The 16,370-nt window shown below is 53.5% G+C and carries 15 protein-coding genes; 2 read left to right on the forward strand and 13 right to left on the reverse strand.

Features of this window, described 5'->3' with window-relative positions; genetic code table 11:
• Window positions 1-82 precede the first annotated feature (82 nt).
• The 6 genes from tcuR to ybfF form a co-directional block, all read right to left on the reverse strand.
• On the reverse strand, window positions 83-1,009 hold the full coding sequence (gene tcuR, locus OGV52_RS04795; RefSeq protein WP_047501718.1) for a tricarballylate utilization LysR family transcriptional regulator TcuR: 927 nt from the start codon (window positions 1,007-1,009) through the stop codon (window positions 83-85).
• Between the two features lie 128 nt (window positions 1,010-1,137).
• Window positions 1,138-1,584, reverse strand: coding sequence for a ferric iron uptake transcriptional regulator (gene fur, locus OGV52_RS04800; RefSeq protein WP_003022836.1), 447 nt, complete (start codon window positions 1,582-1,584; stop codon window positions 1,138-1,140).
• Complete coding sequence (locus tag OGV52_RS04805; protein ID WP_049259739.1) at window positions 1,577-1,663, reverse strand: ryhB-regulated fur leader peptide; 87 nt, start codon at window positions 1,661-1,663, stop codon at window positions 1,577-1,579. Before OGV52_RS04805 ends, fur begins: the two co-directional genes overlap by 8 nt.
• Before the next feature lie 210 nt (window positions 1,664-1,873).
• Window positions 1,874-2,404: a flavodoxin FldA gene (gene fldA, locus OGV52_RS04810; protein ID WP_003022839.1), complete on the reverse strand. Its 531-nt coding sequence runs from the start codon at window positions 2,402-2,404 to the stop codon at window positions 1,874-1,876.
• Window positions 2,405-2,559: 155 nt separating this feature from the next.
• Entirely contained in the window at window positions 2,560-2,847 is a 288-nt protein-coding gene (ybfE, locus tag OGV52_RS04815) for a LexA regulated protein (protein WP_003022842.1), read from the reverse strand.
• A gap of 128 nt (window positions 2,848-2,975) precedes the next feature.
• On the reverse strand, window positions 2,976-3,749 hold the full coding sequence (gene ybfF, locus OGV52_RS04820) for an esterase (RefSeq protein WP_047415163.1): 774 nt from the start codon (window positions 3,747-3,749) through the stop codon (window positions 2,976-2,978).
• A 194-nt stretch (window positions 3,750-3,943) separates the two neighbouring features.
• On the opposite strand from ybfF, the gene seqA reads away from it, so the two are divergent.
• Both seqA and pgm read left to right on the forward strand, forming a co-directional pair.
• The gene (gene seqA, locus OGV52_RS04825) at window positions 3,944-4,486 is read left to right on the forward strand and encodes a replication initiation negative regulator SeqA (RefSeq protein WP_016152261.1); all 543 of its coding nucleotides are present in this window, start codon (window positions 3,944-3,946) and stop codon (window positions 4,484-4,486) included.
• A 24-nt stretch (window positions 4,487-4,510) separates the two neighbouring features.
• Window positions 4,511-6,151 carry a phosphoglucomutase (alpha-D-glucose-1,6-bisphosphate-dependent) gene (pgm, locus tag OGV52_RS04830; RefSeq protein ID WP_016152262.1) on the forward strand — a complete coding sequence of 547 codons (1,641 nt, stop codon included), beginning with the start codon at window positions 4,511-4,513 and terminating at the stop codon, window positions 6,149-6,151.
• Window positions 6,152-6,222: 71 nt separating this feature from the next.
• Here pgm and potE read toward each other — a convergent pair whose 3' ends face one another.
• The 7 genes from potE to kdpB all read right to left on the reverse strand — a co-directional run bounded on the left by potE (window position 6,223) and on the right by kdpB (window position 16,369).
• Window positions 6,223-7,542 carry a putrescine-ornithine antiporter gene (potE, locus tag OGV52_RS04835; RefSeq protein WP_016155987.1) on the reverse strand — a complete coding sequence of 440 codons (1,320 nt, stop codon included), beginning with the start codon at window positions 7,540-7,542 and terminating at the stop codon, window positions 6,223-6,225.
• The gene (speF, locus tag OGV52_RS04840) at window positions 7,539-9,737 is read right to left on the reverse strand and encodes an ornithine decarboxylase SpeF (protein WP_047501716.1); all 2,199 of its coding nucleotides are present in this window, start codon (window positions 9,735-9,737) and stop codon (window positions 7,539-7,541) included. The genes potE and speF overlap by 4 nt, the downstream gene beginning before the upstream one ends.
• Before the next feature lie 256 nt (window positions 9,738-9,993).
• On the reverse strand, window positions 9,994-10,098 hold the full coding sequence (speFL, locus tag OGV52_RS04845; protein ID WP_114149115.1) for a leader peptide SpeFL: 105 nt from the start codon (window positions 10,096-10,098) through the stop codon (window positions 9,994-9,996).
• A gap of 278 nt (window positions 10,099-10,376) precedes the next feature.
• Window positions 10,377-11,054, reverse strand: coding sequence for a two-component system response regulator KdpE (gene kdpE, locus OGV52_RS04850; protein WP_049269245.1), 678 nt, complete (start codon window positions 11,052-11,054; stop codon window positions 10,377-10,379).
• On the reverse strand, window positions 11,051-13,735 hold the full coding sequence (gene kdpD, locus OGV52_RS04855) for a two-component system sensor histidine kinase KdpD (RefSeq protein WP_153690612.1): 2,685 nt from the start codon (window positions 13,733-13,735) through the stop codon (window positions 11,051-11,053). The genes kdpE and kdpD overlap by 4 nt, the downstream gene beginning before the upstream one ends.
• 10 nt (window positions 13,736-13,745) lie before the next feature.
• Window positions 13,746-14,312, reverse strand: coding sequence for a potassium-transporting ATPase subunit KdpC (kdpC, locus tag OGV52_RS04860; RefSeq protein ID WP_287108163.1), 567 nt, complete (start codon window positions 14,310-14,312; stop codon window positions 13,746-13,748).
• An 8-nt stretch (window positions 14,313-14,320) separates the two neighbouring features.
• Window positions 14,321-16,369, reverse strand: a complete 2,049-nt coding sequence (gene kdpB, locus OGV52_RS04865; protein WP_016152268.1) for a potassium-transporting ATPase subunit KdpB — start codon at window positions 16,367-16,369, stop codon at window positions 14,321-14,323.
• Between the last annotated feature and the right edge of the window lies 1 nt (window position 16,370).

Raw genomic sequence — 16,370 nt, forward strand, 5'->3', positions numbered from 1 at the left:
CATTTAACTAATTGTTAAATTTGTAATTGAAATGTATACGTACAGCTTGTGCGGGCGCTATGACGAAGTGCTAAAGAGGGCTTTAGTTATTGTAAAGGATGGCGCCTGGCCAGCTTCCTGCTTCCACCAGTTGATGCATCACTTTCGTTAGCACCACGCGGGCGGCGAGGCCCGCGGGGGTGAGCTCATCATCAGAAAGGCTGACCAGAAAGTTGGGGCGACTCAGTATTGGATTATGGACGCCGATCACTCTTAGCGTCTCTTTATCGAGATGGGAAATCGCCGCGCCGGGCTGGAGAGTAGCGCCGATTCCACTGCGAACGGCGCGCATTAGCAGCGCCAGACCATCAATTTCTGTGGCGATCTCAATGCGCAGTGCGTGTTCCTGACAAATTGCTTCCAGCCTGCCGCGCAGACCGTGGCCTGGGCTGGGCATTATCAATGGGATACTTGCCAACTGGGCTGGCGCAATATTGTCATCGGCAATATCGGCCAGTAAGGCATGAGTCCCAATCAAAAACAGGCGCTCTTCGAGAATCGGTCTGGCGCTCCAGCGCAGGAGCTTTTCTTTTTGAAATACCACGGCCAGATCAATCTGGCGGGTATTAATCATCCGTTCCAGGTTGCCAGAGAGGCTTTCCACCACATGCAGGCGGACATCACTATAGCTTTCCCGCATGGCGTTAATAAAAGGCATGCCGAGAACGGAAGCGGTACTGGGGGCCATACCGACGCTGACGTGCCCGGAAAGCCGGGACTCTCGCGCGGCGAGGATTGCATCGTCTGCGTGGCGGAGCGCCAGCTGCGCCTGGGAGTAAAAAGCCAGTCCGGCGCTGGTGGGCGTAACGCCACGCGAGGTGCGCTGCAGCAGGCGAATAGCGAGTTCGTTTTCCAGGCGGGACATTTGCTGGCTGAGTGCCGAAACCCCAATATTGAGATCGAGCGCCGCGCTACCCATGCTGCCGGTTTCTACAATGCGAACAAAATAGCGTAGCTGGCGAAGTTCCATTTCGACTCTCCGGGAAGGGACTATAGATTTTACATTAAAGCAACACAGGAGTGGAGGGAAGGGGAAAAGGGGTGATAATGCCCATAAAAAAAGCCAACCGAATGGTTGGCTTTTCAGAAAGCATCACATTATTTACCGTCGTGAGCATGCTCATCTTCGCGGCAATCGCCTTCCGCGCAGTGACCGTAAAGATAGAGGCTATGGTTGGTTAAACGAATACCATGTTTAGCCGCAATCTCACGCTGGCGCGCCTCGATGGAATCATCGCTGAACTCGACCACTTTGCCGCAGTCGAGGCAGATGAGGTGATCGTGATGATGCTGTTGAGTCAGTTCGAAGACGGATTTACCACCTTCAAAATTATGGCGGGTCACGATACCGGCATCATCAAACTGGTTCAGCACGCGATACACGGTCGCCAGACCAATTTCTTCACCCATATCGATCAGACGTTTGTATAAGTCTTCCGCACTGACGTGATGGTTATCCGGTTCCTGAAGAACTTCCAGAATTTTTAAACGAGGAAGCGTTACTTTCAGGCCAGCCTTCTTTAATGCGGTATTGTTGTCAGTCATGCGGAATCTGTCCTGTAGCTAAACGATTCACTTCATTAACAGAAGTGACAGAAATTGCACTTGAGATAATGCGATTCATTATAGAACTGCCATGGCTAAATGAAAACTGCAAGTCTCTGGCATATATTGTTAATCAAAACGTGGTATCGCCGACAAACACACTGTGCAATACCCGATTGGCATCCGGCCATTGTACAGGGTCAGACGAAAAAGTTACAAATTTGTAGCAATTATTTTGATTGGTTTTATCTATTGATGTGGCGCAGATGGAAATCCGCGCCACACAAAATCAGGCATTGATGATTTCGTCGAGGTGCAGCTCCTCAGAGATCTGCTTAACCCATTTTTCTACGCGTTCGGCGGTCAATTCAGGCTGGCGATCTTCATCAATGGCCAGACCCACAAAGTGGTCGTCGTCCGCCAGGCCTTTGGACGCTTCAAAGTGATAACCCGCCGTTGGCCAGTGACCAACGATGGTTGCGCCGCGTGGTTCGATGATGTCGCGAATTGTACCCAACGCATCGCAGAAATATTCTGCGTAATCTTCCTGGTCGCCGCAGCCGAACAATGCAACCAGCTTGCCGTTAAAATCAATGTCTTCGAGGGTAGGGAAGAAATCGTCCCAGTCACACTGCGCTTCACCGTAGTACCAGGTTGGAATGCCGAGCAGCAAAATGTCATACCCTTCGAGGTCTTCTTTGCTGCTTTTTGCAATGTCATGTACATCGGCAACGTCTTTACCAAGCTGTTTTTGAATCATTTTTGCGATGTTTTCGGTGTTACCGGTGTCGCTGCCGAAAAAGATGCCAGTGATTGCCATGAGTAAAATAACCTCTTGAAACTTATTGAAATGGTGGTGGCGCATTGCCCACGGATAAGGGCAATCATAGCAGAACAGTCAGGCATGCGGAAACAGCAAACACGCAGGACTGCACTCTGTGCTACACGATTTATGATTTAGAGCAGAAATTCAGACTAAGCCTGACCGCGCAATGCGCTGAGTTGGTTCATCAGCATCTCTTCGATGAGTTCACTGCGACTCATGTTGCGCGCCTCGGCCAGCTCGTTCAGAGCGTCAACAGCATCAGCGTTCAGTTTCAGTTCGACACGCTTAAGCCCGCGAACTTTATCGCGTTTAAGCTGATTACGTTTGTTAATACGTAACTGTTCATCACGCGAGAGCGGATTAGTTTTGGGTCGTCCCGGGCGACGCTCCTGCGCGAACAGATCTAATGTCGTACGGTCCGTTTGTTCTTTGGCCATGATCTTGGTGACTTCGGGGAAACAATCAGCCAGGCGTCTGCCCGGATGGATAGCCCGCCATAATACATCAGCAGGGGAGACACGCCAACGCCCACGCGCGTAATCACGCGCAGACGCTGAGTTTTTAATCAGTTAGCCTGTTCGCTCAGATAACGACGGATGGCGCGCAGTACCGCCTCCGGTTTTTCCGCATGCACCCAATGGCCCGCGCCTGCAATAACGTGCGCCCGAGCCTGCGGGAATTGCGCCAGCAGTTGTTCGCGATACGCTTCGGTTACATAAGGTGAGTTGCCACCGGGGATAAACAGCGCCGGGTGTTCCCACGCCGGGATGGTCTCCCAGCCGACAATATGAGGATATTGCTCCCACAGCACGGGAACATTAAAGCGCCATTCGCCGTCGACGAAGGATTTGAGCAGAAACTGGATCACGCCTTCCTCTTGCAGATGCTGGCGCATGACGCTCGCCGCCTGCTGACGCGAAGAGGACTGCGCGTCAGTTACTGCGTTAATGGCAGCAAAAATCTCATCGTGACGGCGAACATGATAGTCAACGGGGGCAATGTCGATGGCTACCAACCGTTCGACACGTTCCGGGGCCAGCGCGGTTAACGCCATGACGGCTTTGCCCCCCATCGAGTGACCAATAAAGATCGCCTTTTCGATCTGTTGATCGTCCAGCGTATCCAGCAGATCTTGCGCCATGGCCGGATAATTCATCTCAGGTGAACGCGGGGAGAGGCCATGATTTCGCATATCAACCTGGATGATATCGTGATCGGCCACCAGATCGCGCGCCAGGATCCCCAGGTTATCCAGACTGCCAAACAGGCCGTGCACCAGGACGATGGGAGAATTATTGTGCAGGTTTTGCGCAGATTGCGCTCGGATATTCAATTTCATGGCAAAGTTCTTTTTTTCACACTCACGGGTTAGGGTATCATGTTGACCATTCTGCCACATGGCTGCAACAACTACGGTTACTCTGAGTTTTGCTAGCCACCAGGCTTGACGCTATCCGCTGTTGGGATTTGCCTTTACACTACGCGTGTTGACCCCAACAACTTGTATTCAGCTAAACACTGCACTGGATTAAGATGAAAACGATTGAAGTTGATGATGAACTCTATAGCTATATTGCCAGCCACACCAAGCATATCGGCGAGAGCGCATCCGACATTTTACGGCGTATGTTGAAGTTTTCCGCCGCATCACAGCCTGTCACTCCGGTAGTAAAAGAAGTCCGCGCTGTGCAAGCTGTCGTGGAAGCGAAGCCGGTTAACCCCGTAAAAGATAAAGTGCGCGCGATGCGTGAACTGCTGCTGTCCGACGAATATGCGGAGCAGAAGAAAGCAGTAAATCGCTTTATGCTGGTGCTGTCTACACTCTATTCACTGGATCAAAACGCGTTCGCCGAAGCAACGGAATCGTTGCATGGTCGTACGCGCGTTTATTTTGCAGCAGATGAACAGACGCTGCTGAAAAATGGTAATCAAACCAAACCGAAACACGTGCCAGGCACGCCGTACTGGGTGATCACCAATACCAATACCGGCCGTAAATGCAGCATGGTTGAGCACATCATGCAGTCAATGCAATTCCCTGCGGAATTGATTGAAAAGGTTTGCGGAACAATTTAATCCTTGCATTAGAAGGACCAGGCAATGGCAATCCACAACCGTGCAGGTCAACCTGCGCAACAGAGTGATTTGATTAACGTCGCCCAACTGACGGCACAGTACTATGTACTGAAACCAACGGCAGGGAACGCTGAGCACGCCGTCAAGTTCGGTACGTCCGGACATCGCGGCAGTGCAGGTCGTCATAGTTTTAACGAGCCGCATATTCTGGCTATCGCTCAGGCGATTGCTGAAGAACGTGCGAAAAACGGGATCACTGGCCCGTGCTACGTGGGCAAGGATACCCACGCGCTGTCTGAACCGGCTTTTATCTCTGTACTGGAAGTGCTGGCAGCGAACGGCGTGGACGTCATCGTGCAGGAAAATAACGGCTTTACGCCAACCCCTGCCGTGTCGAATGCTATCCTGGTCCATAACAAAAAAGGCGGCCCGCTGGCTGACGGCATTGTGATCACGCCATCCCACAACCCGCCGGAAGATGGTGGCATTAAATACAACCCGCCAAACGGTGGTCCGGCAGATACTAACGTTACCAAAGTGGTGGAAGACAGGGCTAACGCTCTGCTGGCTGACGGTCTGCAAGGCGTGAAGCGTATGTCGCTGGATGCTGCGCTGGCATCTGGTCATGTAAAAGAGCAGGACCTGGTTCAGCCGTTTGTTGAAGGACTGGCCGACATCGTCGACATGGCGGCGATCCAGAAAGCGGGCCTGACGCTGGGCGTCGATCCGCTTGGCGGTTCCGGTATCGAATACTGGAAGCGTATTGCCAAGCACTACAACCTGAACCTGACTATCGTTAACGATCACGTTGATCAGACTTTCCGCTTTATGCATCTCGACAAAGATGGCGCAATCCGTATGGACTGCTCCTCCGAGTGCGCGATGGCGGGACTGTTGGCGCTGCGTGACAAGTTCGATCTGGCCTTTGCCAACGATCCGGACTATGACCGTCACGGTATCGTCACCCCGGCGGGCCTGATGAATCCGAACCACTACCTGGCAGTGGCGATCAACTACCTGTTCCAGCATCGTCCGCAGTGGGGCAAAGACGTTGCCGTCGGTAAGACGCTGGTCTCTTCGGCGATGATTGACCGCGTAGTGAATGATTTAGGGCGTAAACTGGTCGAAGTTCCGGTTGGCTTTAAATGGTTCGTTGACGGTCTGTTTGACGGCAGCTTTGGCTTTGGTGGTGAAGAGAGCGCGGGCGCTTCTTTCCTGCGCTTTGACGGTACACCGTGGTCGACCGACAAAGACGGCATCATCATGTGCCTGCTGGCGGCAGAAATTACCGCAGTGACCGGTAAGAATCCGCAAGAGCACTACAACGAACTGGCTGCCCGCTTCGGCGCGCCAAGCTACAACCGCCTGCAGGCAAGCGCGACCTCCGCGCAGAAAGCGGCGCTGTCTAAGCTGTCTCCGGAAATGGTGAGTGCCAGCACGCTGGCGGGCGACCCGATCACGGCACGTCTGACGGCGGCACCGGGTAACGGTGCTTCTATCGGCGGTCTGAAGGTGATGACTGACAACGGCTGGTTTGCTGCGCGTCCGTCAGGTACTGAAGACGCCTATAAAATCTACTGCGAGAGCTTCCTTGGTGAAGAACATCGCAAGCAGATCGAAAAAGAAGCCGTTGAGATTGTCAGCGAAGTGCTGAAAAACGCGTAAGTATTGTTTGTACTGACGCGTTTTGTAGGCCCGGTAAGCGTTAGCGCTACCGGGCTTTTTTATGCCAGGATTTAACTATGCTTATTTTTCAGTTCAAAACGCGGTGATACCAGGCCATACAGCGTCCAGCCGAGGAAGGTCACGATAGAACCATAAAGCATTGCTTCTTCGCCAGAGGAGTAGAGCGCATAGAAGCTGTACAATGCGCCAACAAACGCCACGAAGTTTGCCGGTTTCGCTTTCGACGACGGAACATTCGCCATTTTTTGAATAATTACCAGCGCGGCCATCGACAGAATATACGGAATGATGTTCGTCACCACCGCCAGGTTGACCAGCACGTTGAACTGACTGTTCAGTGACGGGCTGATAGTCATCAGTGATAAACCACTCTGGATGATCACGATAGCCAGCATCCCCTGAACCGGCGCGTCTACTTTAGTCACGCGGGAGAAGATTTTAGGGAAGTAACCCCCATCAGCCGACGATTTGAATACCTGAGCGATAGTGAACTGCCAGCCCAGCAGTGAACCGCAGCAGGACATCACCATCAGCGCCATGATCACCTTACCGACTTCCGGGGTGAACATTTGTGCAAAGGCTAAACCGAACGGTGCTGTAGAGTTAGCCAGATCCATATTCGGCACAATCCCGGCTATCACGTTGGTGGAGATGATGTAAATCACCGCCGCGCCCAGCGTACCGCCCAATACGGCGATGGGCACGTTGCGTTCCGGGTTGTCTACCACTTCAGCGTTGGCGCAGGCCGATTCCAGACCCAGAAAAGCCCACAAGGTCATCGCAATGGAAGAACCGACAGCCGTGAAGAACGGGACGTGGTGTGGATTCCAGGAGTTAGCGTACAGCGTCGGACTGAACCAGAACCAGCCGATGATACACAGACCGACAACCGGAATAATGACGCCCCAAACGGTGATGCTGCTAATCTGCCCGGTAATGCGCGCCCCGCCAAAGTTAGCCACGGTACAGATCCACAGTACACCAATGGTTGCCAGGCCAATCTGCACCGGTGTCAGTGTGGCGCCAAACAGCTCGGTACCGTAGCCAACGGCGGAGATGGCGATAGCCACGTTGGCGATTAACAGCGAAACGCCATAAGTGTAGTTCGCCATAAAGTTACCGGATTTGCCAAAGGCGTATTCAGCGTAACCCCCCATACCACCGGATTTACGGCTGAACATACCGCATTTTGCGAAGGCCCAGGCCAGCGCCATTGAACCGACAGCAGTCACCAGCCACGAGATGATCGAGATGGTACCGACTTCCGCAAGCTTGGTGGGCAACATGATGATTCCGGATCCCATCATATTAACCATGGTCAGGATAGTGAGCTGGACGACGCCCATTTTGTTGGATTTGGCTTTGCTCATAACATTTCCCCTTTCAACAGAGCGTGTTGCGCGCTTTGTTGCTTAATCACGTAGCACCACACCTGTTTACGACCGTCGTGTTCTTCGATGTAGACACCCTGGAGTTCAGGCGCAAAGCCCGGTAGTAAATTGATTCCTTCTTCCAGTGCGCTGAAGTAACGTAATACTGAACCGCCCCAGATTTCACCCGGAACCACACACAGTACGCCCGGAGGATAAGGCAGCGCGCCTTCTGCCGCGATGCGACCTTCAGCGTCCGGCAGACGCACCAGTTCAACTTCACCACGCAGATATGCATAGTTGGCATCCTGGGGATTCATGCTGACGCGCGGGAAATGAGCCTTACGGAACATCTCTTTCTGGAGCTGCTTCACGTTGTGACGCGCATACAAATCGTGCATCTCCTGGCACAGTTGGCGCAGGGTGTAACCGGCGTAACGGGCTTCGTGCTGCTTGTAGATCGAGGGCAGAACCTCGGCTAGCGGGGCATCGGCTTCCAGCAGTTTTTCGAAACGTACCAGCAGGGCGACAAGCTGCTGCAACTTCGCCATATCTTCTGCGGGGGTCAGCAGGAACAGGATGGAGTTGAGGTCGCATTTTTCGGGCACCACACCATTTTCGCGCAGGAAGTTAGCCAGAATGGTAGCCGGAACGCCGAAGGTATCGTATTCGCCGTTACGCGCATTAATACCCGGAGTGGTGAGCAGCAATTTGCATGGATCCACAAAGTACTGGTGTTCGGCATACCCTTCAAAGGCATGCCAGTGTTCACCGGGGACAAAATGGAAGAAACGCAGGTCGCTGGCGATTTCAGCGGTGGGATAAGCCTGCCACGGTTTACCTTCTACTATCTCCGGCACGAACGGGCGGATATGGTGGCAGTTTTCCAGGATCAACTTACGAGTATCAATTCCGTTGACGACGCAGTCCATCCACATGTTGCGCCCGCTGACGCCTTCATGCATTTTGGCGTTGATGTCCAGTGCGGCAAAGAGCGGATAGAACGGGCTGGTGGAGGCGTGCATCATGAACGCGTTATTCATTCGTTTATGAGGCACGTAGCGAGACTGGCCTTTAATATGGCTGTCTTTTTTGTGGATCTGCGAAGTCTGAGAGAAGCCTGCCTGTTGTTTGTGCACTGACTGGGTGACCAGAATGCCGGGGTCATTTTCGTTAAGATCCAGCAACAGCGGAGAGCAATCGGCCATCATCGGAATAAACTGCTCATAGCCAACCCACGCGGAGTCAAACAGGATGTAGTCGCACAGATGACCGATCTTATCCACCACCTGACGGGCGTTATAGATTGTGCCGTCGTAGGTACCTAACTGAATCACGGCCAGACGGAATGGACGCTCATCTTTCGAACGTTGTGGCGCAACTTCACTCACCTGTTCACGTAGATAGCCTTCTTCAAAGCAGTGCGCGTCGATCCCGCCGATAAAGCCGTACGGGTTACGCGCAGTTTCCAGATATACCGGCGTTGCCCCGGCCTGCAATAACGCGCCGTGGTGGTTTGACTTGTGGTTGTTGCGGTCGAATAACACCAGATCGCCTGGGGTGAGCAATGCGTTAAGCACCACTTTGTTCGATGAGGAGGTCCCGTTCAGTACAAAGTAGGTCTTATCCGCGTTGAAAACTTTAGCTGCGTGCTGTTGTGCGATGCAGGGAGCGCCTTCGTGAATCAGCAGATCACCCATTGCGACATCGGCATTACACAAATCGGAGCGGAAAAGTGTTTCGCCGAAATATTCGACAAACTGATTACCCGCAGGATGGCGACGGAAAAACTCGCCTCCCTGATGACCAGGACAATCAAAGGCGCTGTTGCCCTGATTGACATAGTCGACAAGCGCACGGAAGAACGGCGGACGTAACTGCGTTTCATAATGGCTGGCGGCGGTTTCTAACTGCCGGCCATAAAAGGCGGTACGGGCTTCATTACATTCGAATACACCTGAGATGCGCGGCAGATGTTCAGATGGAACACGTTCTTCATTTTCGGTGGCGATAAAAACAGGAATCCCATAGCCGGTGGCGTCAATTTCATCGAGTTTTCCACGTTCAATATCATTGATGGATAATACGATAGCAGCAACATCAATAAAATTACTTTCATCGATATTTACGCAAGAACGCTGCGTAGAAAAACAATCAGGACAGGAACGGCTTACGGCAATTTTTAATTCTGACATTTTCATCTCTTTATTTTTAGGTAATAGCAGGTCCTCAATTTCTCAAATGAGAAATTGATAACTCCGGAAAAAAAAGCAAAGTCATACCGCTGATAAATAAATCAGTAAATTGCTTTTTTGAAGATGCAATAAACCCTAACCGGTCCGGTCACAGGTAATACAGGGTTATGCAGGGAGAGCACTGCGGATACAGGCGTTAGCCTGCGATACAGAGAGTCAGGAAGACCTGTATACTTGAGTGCCCTTAGTCGGAAGACTAACGGGCATTAAAGAAATGAAAGTCGAAACTGTTGCGGTGGGCAAACATCATAATATGCGTTGTTCGCCTTATATGTGGCATTGTACGGCTATTATTTTCCATTTTAGTTACCTTTACTGGATAAGTGGAAGGTGCGGGTATTTTATCCAGGAAATGGCTATGAACTGTGAAGAAGATCAATAAAAAACGATCGTTTATAAAATATTTAGTCGCCATTTATGCATAGTGCGGGACAAGATGCTGTTTTGTTGTTTATATGTTATTTATTTGTATTTTATTATTTTTTTACAATATTCTACTGGCTGCATAATAAGTATTATGCAGTGGAGTGAGTAATGAAAAATATATTTATTAATTAATCAGAAAAAATGAATAAGAATTCACGGCATAAACCGATAGCCAATTCCGGTTTCGGTCAGAAAATGACGCGGACGGGCCGGGTCCTGTTCCAGCTTCTGGCGCAGGTGTCCCATATAAATACGTAGATAATGACTGTGTTCGACGGCGTTTGGTCCCCAAACCTGATTTAACAACTGGCGTTGCGTCAGTACCTTCCCGGCATTATTTAGCAGAACCGCTAACAGACGAAACTCAATCGGCGTCAAATGAATTTCCTCGTCACCACGGTGAACGAGGCGCGCGGCAATATCCACTTTGACGTTGGAAAAATGTACCACCGGTTCGGGAGACGCACCGCTGGCGTGGCGACGCAATGCCACGCGCAATCTCGCCTGTAGCTCGCCAATACCAAAGGGTTTACTGAGATAGTCATCGGCACCGGCATCCAGCGCAGCAATTTTATCGCTTTCCTCACTGCGGGCTGAAAGCACAATCACCGGAATCGCGCTCCATTGCCGCAGGTCGCGAATAAAATCAATGCCGTCGCCGTCCGGCAGGCCGAGATCGAGAATGATGAGATCGGGTTTTCGCGTGGCGGCTTCCAACAGACCACGTTGCAGCGTTTCCGCTTCATATACACGCAGGCCATCGGCTTCCAGCGCGGTGCGCAGAAAGCGGCGAATGGCATGTTCATCTTCAACAATCAGTACGTTCGTCACATATCCTCATGAAAATCTTCAAGTTCAGGGGGGATTTCCTGGGGCAGTGTAACACGAAAACAGGCTCCTCCCTGCGCGCGATTGTGGACCGAAATAGTACCGCCGTGCACGTCCACAATAGCCTGACAAATTGCCAGCCCCAGCCCAACGCCGGGCACCGATGACTCTTTATTCCCCCGGGAAAATTTGTCAAAAACGCGCTGTTCCATACCCGACGGAATACCCGGCCCATTATCCCAGACGTCCAGTTGCAGATGTGCGCCATCGACGCTGGCATCAATACCGATTTGCGCCTGTGGCCCCGCGTATTTGACGGCGTTTTCCAGCAGATTAATCAGCACCCGTTCAAAGAGCGGACCATCGACGTGAATCAGTGTTAACGGTTCAGGTAACGACAGATTTATTGGGGCAGAGAGACCGGGCTCCAGCATCTGCAGGGCGCTGCCGACCACCTCTTCCAGCGTTAACCACTCCTTCTTAAGATTAAAGCCGCCAGACTGAATTCGCGCCATATCCAGCAGGTTATTAACCAGTCGGGTAGTATTCAGAACGTGCTGGCGAATCTCACTGGCCTGGCGCGCGTGCGGCGATCCCTCGCTGGCCAGATCCAGTGTTAAGATTTCCGCCTGACCGAACAACACCGTCAACGGCGTGCGCAAATCGTGGGACAGAGCAGCGAGCAGGGCGTTGCGAATGCTTTCGCGCTCGCTGGCAAACCGCGCCTGCTCTTCGCTGGCGGTCAGCGTCAGGCGCTCCAGCGCACTGGCTACCAGTAGAGTGAAGGTTTCCAGCAGGCGTTGCTGTTCGGGGATCATAAGCTGGCGTAAATTTCCCGGTTCGACCACCAGCAGCCCATGCGTTTTATCGGCGCTTTTTAACGGTAAAATCTGATATGGCACGCCCGGTAACGTGTCGGTGCCTGCACCGGCCGGTTGCCCTTTGTCAAAGCTCCATTGGGCAATGGCGTCATCCCACGGCGTCATGCCCTGTTGATGGGTGAGCGGGGCCAGCTTGCCGTTCTCACCGGGCAGTAAAACCTGGCTGCGGGCCTGAAACGTTGAAGCGATAAACTGTTCACTGGTGGCGGCGATATCCATCTGACTCCGACCGACGGCCAGCGCTTTCGACATCTCATACAAATGACGCGTACGCTGTTCACGATAACGCGCAACCCGCGCCTGATAACGCACCCCGGCGGTCAGATTACCAATAACCAGCCCTACCGTTAGCATTACGGCAAAGGTGAGCAGGTACTGAACGTCTGAAACGGCCAGCGTCCCGCGTGGGGCAATAAAGAAGAGATCGAAGCTGGCGACGTTAATAAAGGTTGCCAGCACTGACGGCCAGCGTCCGTAAAAGAGTGCGATAACCACCACACCCAATAAATAGATCATCACCAGGTTGGCGGCGTCAAAGGCCATTAGCCACTGCATGGCGATTAGCGTAATGATGGCGCACAGCGCAACGGCAACTACACAACCCTGAATTTGTACCCGCCATTTATCCTTAAAGGTGCGGCTATCTGCCGTTTGCAGCACAGGGCGTGAAGGGGGCTCATCGAGCGCAACAATCATCAGGTCGAGATCCGGTGCGCGATGAGCGAGTTTGTCGGCAAAGGAATCGCTACGCCACCAGCGACGGGTAGTCGGACGCCCGAGCACAATTTTTCCCAGATTATGCTCACGGGCATAGTGGATGACCGCTTTGTCTTCGGCGGGGTCGGAAAGGGTGGCTGTTTCTGCGCCTAACTCTTGAGCCAGCCGCAGAGCGCTTAAAATTGCGCGGCGTTGTTTTTCGGGTAGTCGATGCAGCGCGGGCGTTTCGACATACACCGCATGCCAGACGCTGCCGAGACGCGCCGCCAGACGTGCGGCGGCGCGTACCAGTTTTTCGCTGCCGGTATTGTGCCCAATGCACAGTAAAATAGCGTCGCGGGTATGCCAGACTTTCTCCTCTCCCGGACGTCCTCGCCAGGCGCGCATCTGATCGTCTACCCGATCAGCCGTGCGGCGCAGGGCAAGTTCACGTAGCGCGATCAGATTACCTTTGCGAAAGAAATGCTCAATTGCTCTTTCTGCCTGACCGGCGATATAAACCTTGCCTTCGTTCAGGCGCTGGCGCAAATCGTCGGGGGGGAGATCGACCAGCACCACATCGTCGGCGGCATCGAAAAAAGGGTCGGGTACGGTTTCACGAACCTGAATGCCGGTAACGCCGCTGACCACGTCATTGAGACTTTCCAGATGCTGCACGTTAACGGTAGTAAAAACATCAATCCCGGCTTCCAGCAGCTCTTCAATGTCCTGCCAGCGCTTAGGATGCCGTGAGCCTGGCGCATTACTGTGCGCCAGTTCATCCATCAAAATGAGCGCCGGACGGCGGGCCAGCGCCGCGTCGAGATCGAACTCATTGATATGGCGGCCGTGACGCGCCTGTCGCTTTAGCGGCAGGATGCTGAGGCCGTCCAACAGCGCGGCGGTCTCTTTGCGTCCATGGGTTTCCACCACGCCAATCAGCACATCTAACCCTTGCGCCCGCAGTCGCTGGGCCTCTGCCAGCATGGCCCAGGTTTTGCCGACGCCAGCACAGGCACCGAAGAAAATTTTCAGTTTTCCCCGGTGCGGGGCCGTGGTCTGCTCCAGCAGGCGATCGGGGTCGGGGCGTAAGGGTTCGTTATGCATGTCCTTTTTCTCAGTGCTTATCCAGCGCTAAATTAAGTTCCACCAGGTTCACCACCGGCTGACCGATAAAACTGACCAACGGCTTGTGCGTATATTGTGCAACCAACCGCGTAACCTCTTCAACGCTGAGGTTGCGAGCCTGCGCCACGCGGGGAATTTGCCAGGCCACCGCGGCTGGCGTCAGGTTGTTATCCAGCCCGCTGGAAGAAGCCGTTACCAGCTCTACCGGGACGGCAGGACTGGCCTGCGGGTTGGCGGCACGCAGTGCGGCAATCCGGCTTTGCAGCTGTTTATCCAGTTCCGGGTTGCTGGCTGCCATATTACTGCCGCCTGAAGCCATTGGATTATAGGGCATTTCAGCTGTGGCAGACGGACGCCCCTGAAAATAACCGGCAGCGGTAAAATGTTGCCCGATGAGCTCAGAGCCGCGAACAACCTGACCTTCGCTAAGAAGCGAACCGTTAGCCTGGTGGGGAAACCACCACTGCCCCAGCGCGGTCGTCAGCAACGGGTAAGCCCCGCCGGTGATAAGCATCAGGAAAATCAATGTTGATAATGCAGGACGTAATCCACTCATCTGAAACCTCACACCAGACCCAGCAGGGTCAGCAGTAAATCAATCGCTTTGATACCGATAAACGGCACAACCAAACCGCCCAAACCATAGATCCACAAATTGCGGCGCAACATCGCGGATGCGGACAAAGGTTTGTAGCTCACGCCTTTTAGCGCCAGTGGGATCAGAAAGACGATAACCAGCGCGTTAAAGATAACCGCGCTGAGGATAGCCGAGTCTGGCGAATGCAGTCCCATCACGTTCAGCGCATTGAGCTGCGGATAGGTGGCGGCGAAGGCGGCCGGGATAATAGCGAAATACTTCGCGACGTCGTTGGCAATACTGAAAGTGGTCAGCGAACCGCGCGTCATCAGCATTTGTTTACCAATGTGCACTACTTCAATCAGTTTGGTGGGGTTGGAGTCGAGATCCACCATGTTACCTGCTTCTTTCGCTGCCTGGGTTCCAGAGTTCATGGCGACCGCAACGTCGGCCTGCGCCAGGGCAGGTGCGTCATTGGTTCCGTCGCCGGTCATTGCCACCAGACGACCTTCCGCTTGATACTGACGAATCAGCGCCAGCTTGGCTTCCGGCGTGGCTTCAGCTAAGAAGTCATCCACTCCGGCCTCAGCGGCGATCGCGGCGGCGGTCAGGCGGTTATCGCCGGTGATCATCACCGTTTTAATCCCCATTTTGCGCAGTTGAGCAAAACGTTCTTTGATCCCGCCTTTCACAATATCTTTCAGCGCAATCACGCCCAGTACGTGGGAGCCTTCGGCAACCACCAGCGGCGTTGCGCCAAGGCGAGCGACGCTTTCGACCTTCTGCTCCACATCGGCGGGAAAGTGGCCGCCGTTGGCTTCAACGTGCCGACGAATGGCATCGACCGACCCTTTGCGGATCATTCGGTTGTCGATGTTGATGCCGCTCATCCGGCTTTGGGCGGTAAACGGCACAAAGGTAGCGTGTAGCGATTGCACGTCGCGAATACGCAGATTAAAGCGCTGTTTTGCCAGGATCACGATGCTGCGGCCTTCCGGCGTTTCATCGGCCAGCGATGAAAGCTGTGCGGCGTCGGCCAACGTTTTTTCGTCCACGCCGTGGGCGGGCAGAAAATCCGAAGCCTGACGGTTACCCAGCGTAATGGTGCCTGTTTTATCCAGCAGCAGTACGTCTACGTCACCTGCCGCCTCTACTGCACGTCCGCTGGTAGCGATGACATTCGCGCCCAGCATGCGGCTCATCCCGGCGACACCAATCGCTGAGAGCAGTCCGCCTATCGTTGTAGGGATCAAACACACAAGCAAGGCAACCAGCACCGTGATGCTGACCGCACTACCACCCCAGGCGGAAAACGGCCATAGCGTGGCGGTCGCCAGCAAAAAGATAATGGTCAGGGCAATCAGCAGGATCGTCAGGGCGATTTCATTGGGCGTTTTACGCCGCTGCGCGCCTTCAACCATGGCGATCATCCGGTCGAGGAACGTTTCACCGGGGTTTACGCTGCATTCGATAACCAGCCAGTCGGAGAGGATGCGGGTCCCGCCGGTGACGGAGGCGAAATCGCCACCGGATTCACGAATCACAGGCGCGGATTCACCGGTAATGGCACTTTCATCTACTGATGCACCACCTTCAATGACCTCGCCGTCACATGGGATAATATCGCCAGCTTCCACCAGCACGATATCCCCTTTCCGTAAATCATCGGCAGGAACGTGATCCATTGCCGCGCCGTATTTGGGTTCGCGAAGTTTGCGGGCGAAGGCGGTTTTTTTGACTCCCTTTAGGCTATTAGCCTGAGCTTTACTGCGACCTTCCGCCAGCGCCTCAGCGAAGTTGGCGAACAGAACGGTAATCCACAGCCACAGACTTATCGCGCCGGTAAACCACGGGCTGCCCTGCATATGACCTGTTGCCATCGCCACCGTTAACAGGGTCGTTAACAAACTGCCCAGCCAGACGATAAACATCACCGGGTTACGCCACTGGGTATGTGGGCTTAATTTTTTCACGGCGTCCATCAGCGCCTGTGCGACCAGAGAGGGTTCGAACAGCGCCAGTTGCTTGCGACTCATA

Origin of the sequence: Citrobacter sp. Cb041 (assembly GCF_030336655.1) — a bacterium.
Taxonomy (GTDB): domain Bacteria; phylum Pseudomonadota; class Gammaproteobacteria; order Enterobacterales; family Enterobacteriaceae; genus Citrobacter; species Citrobacter braakii.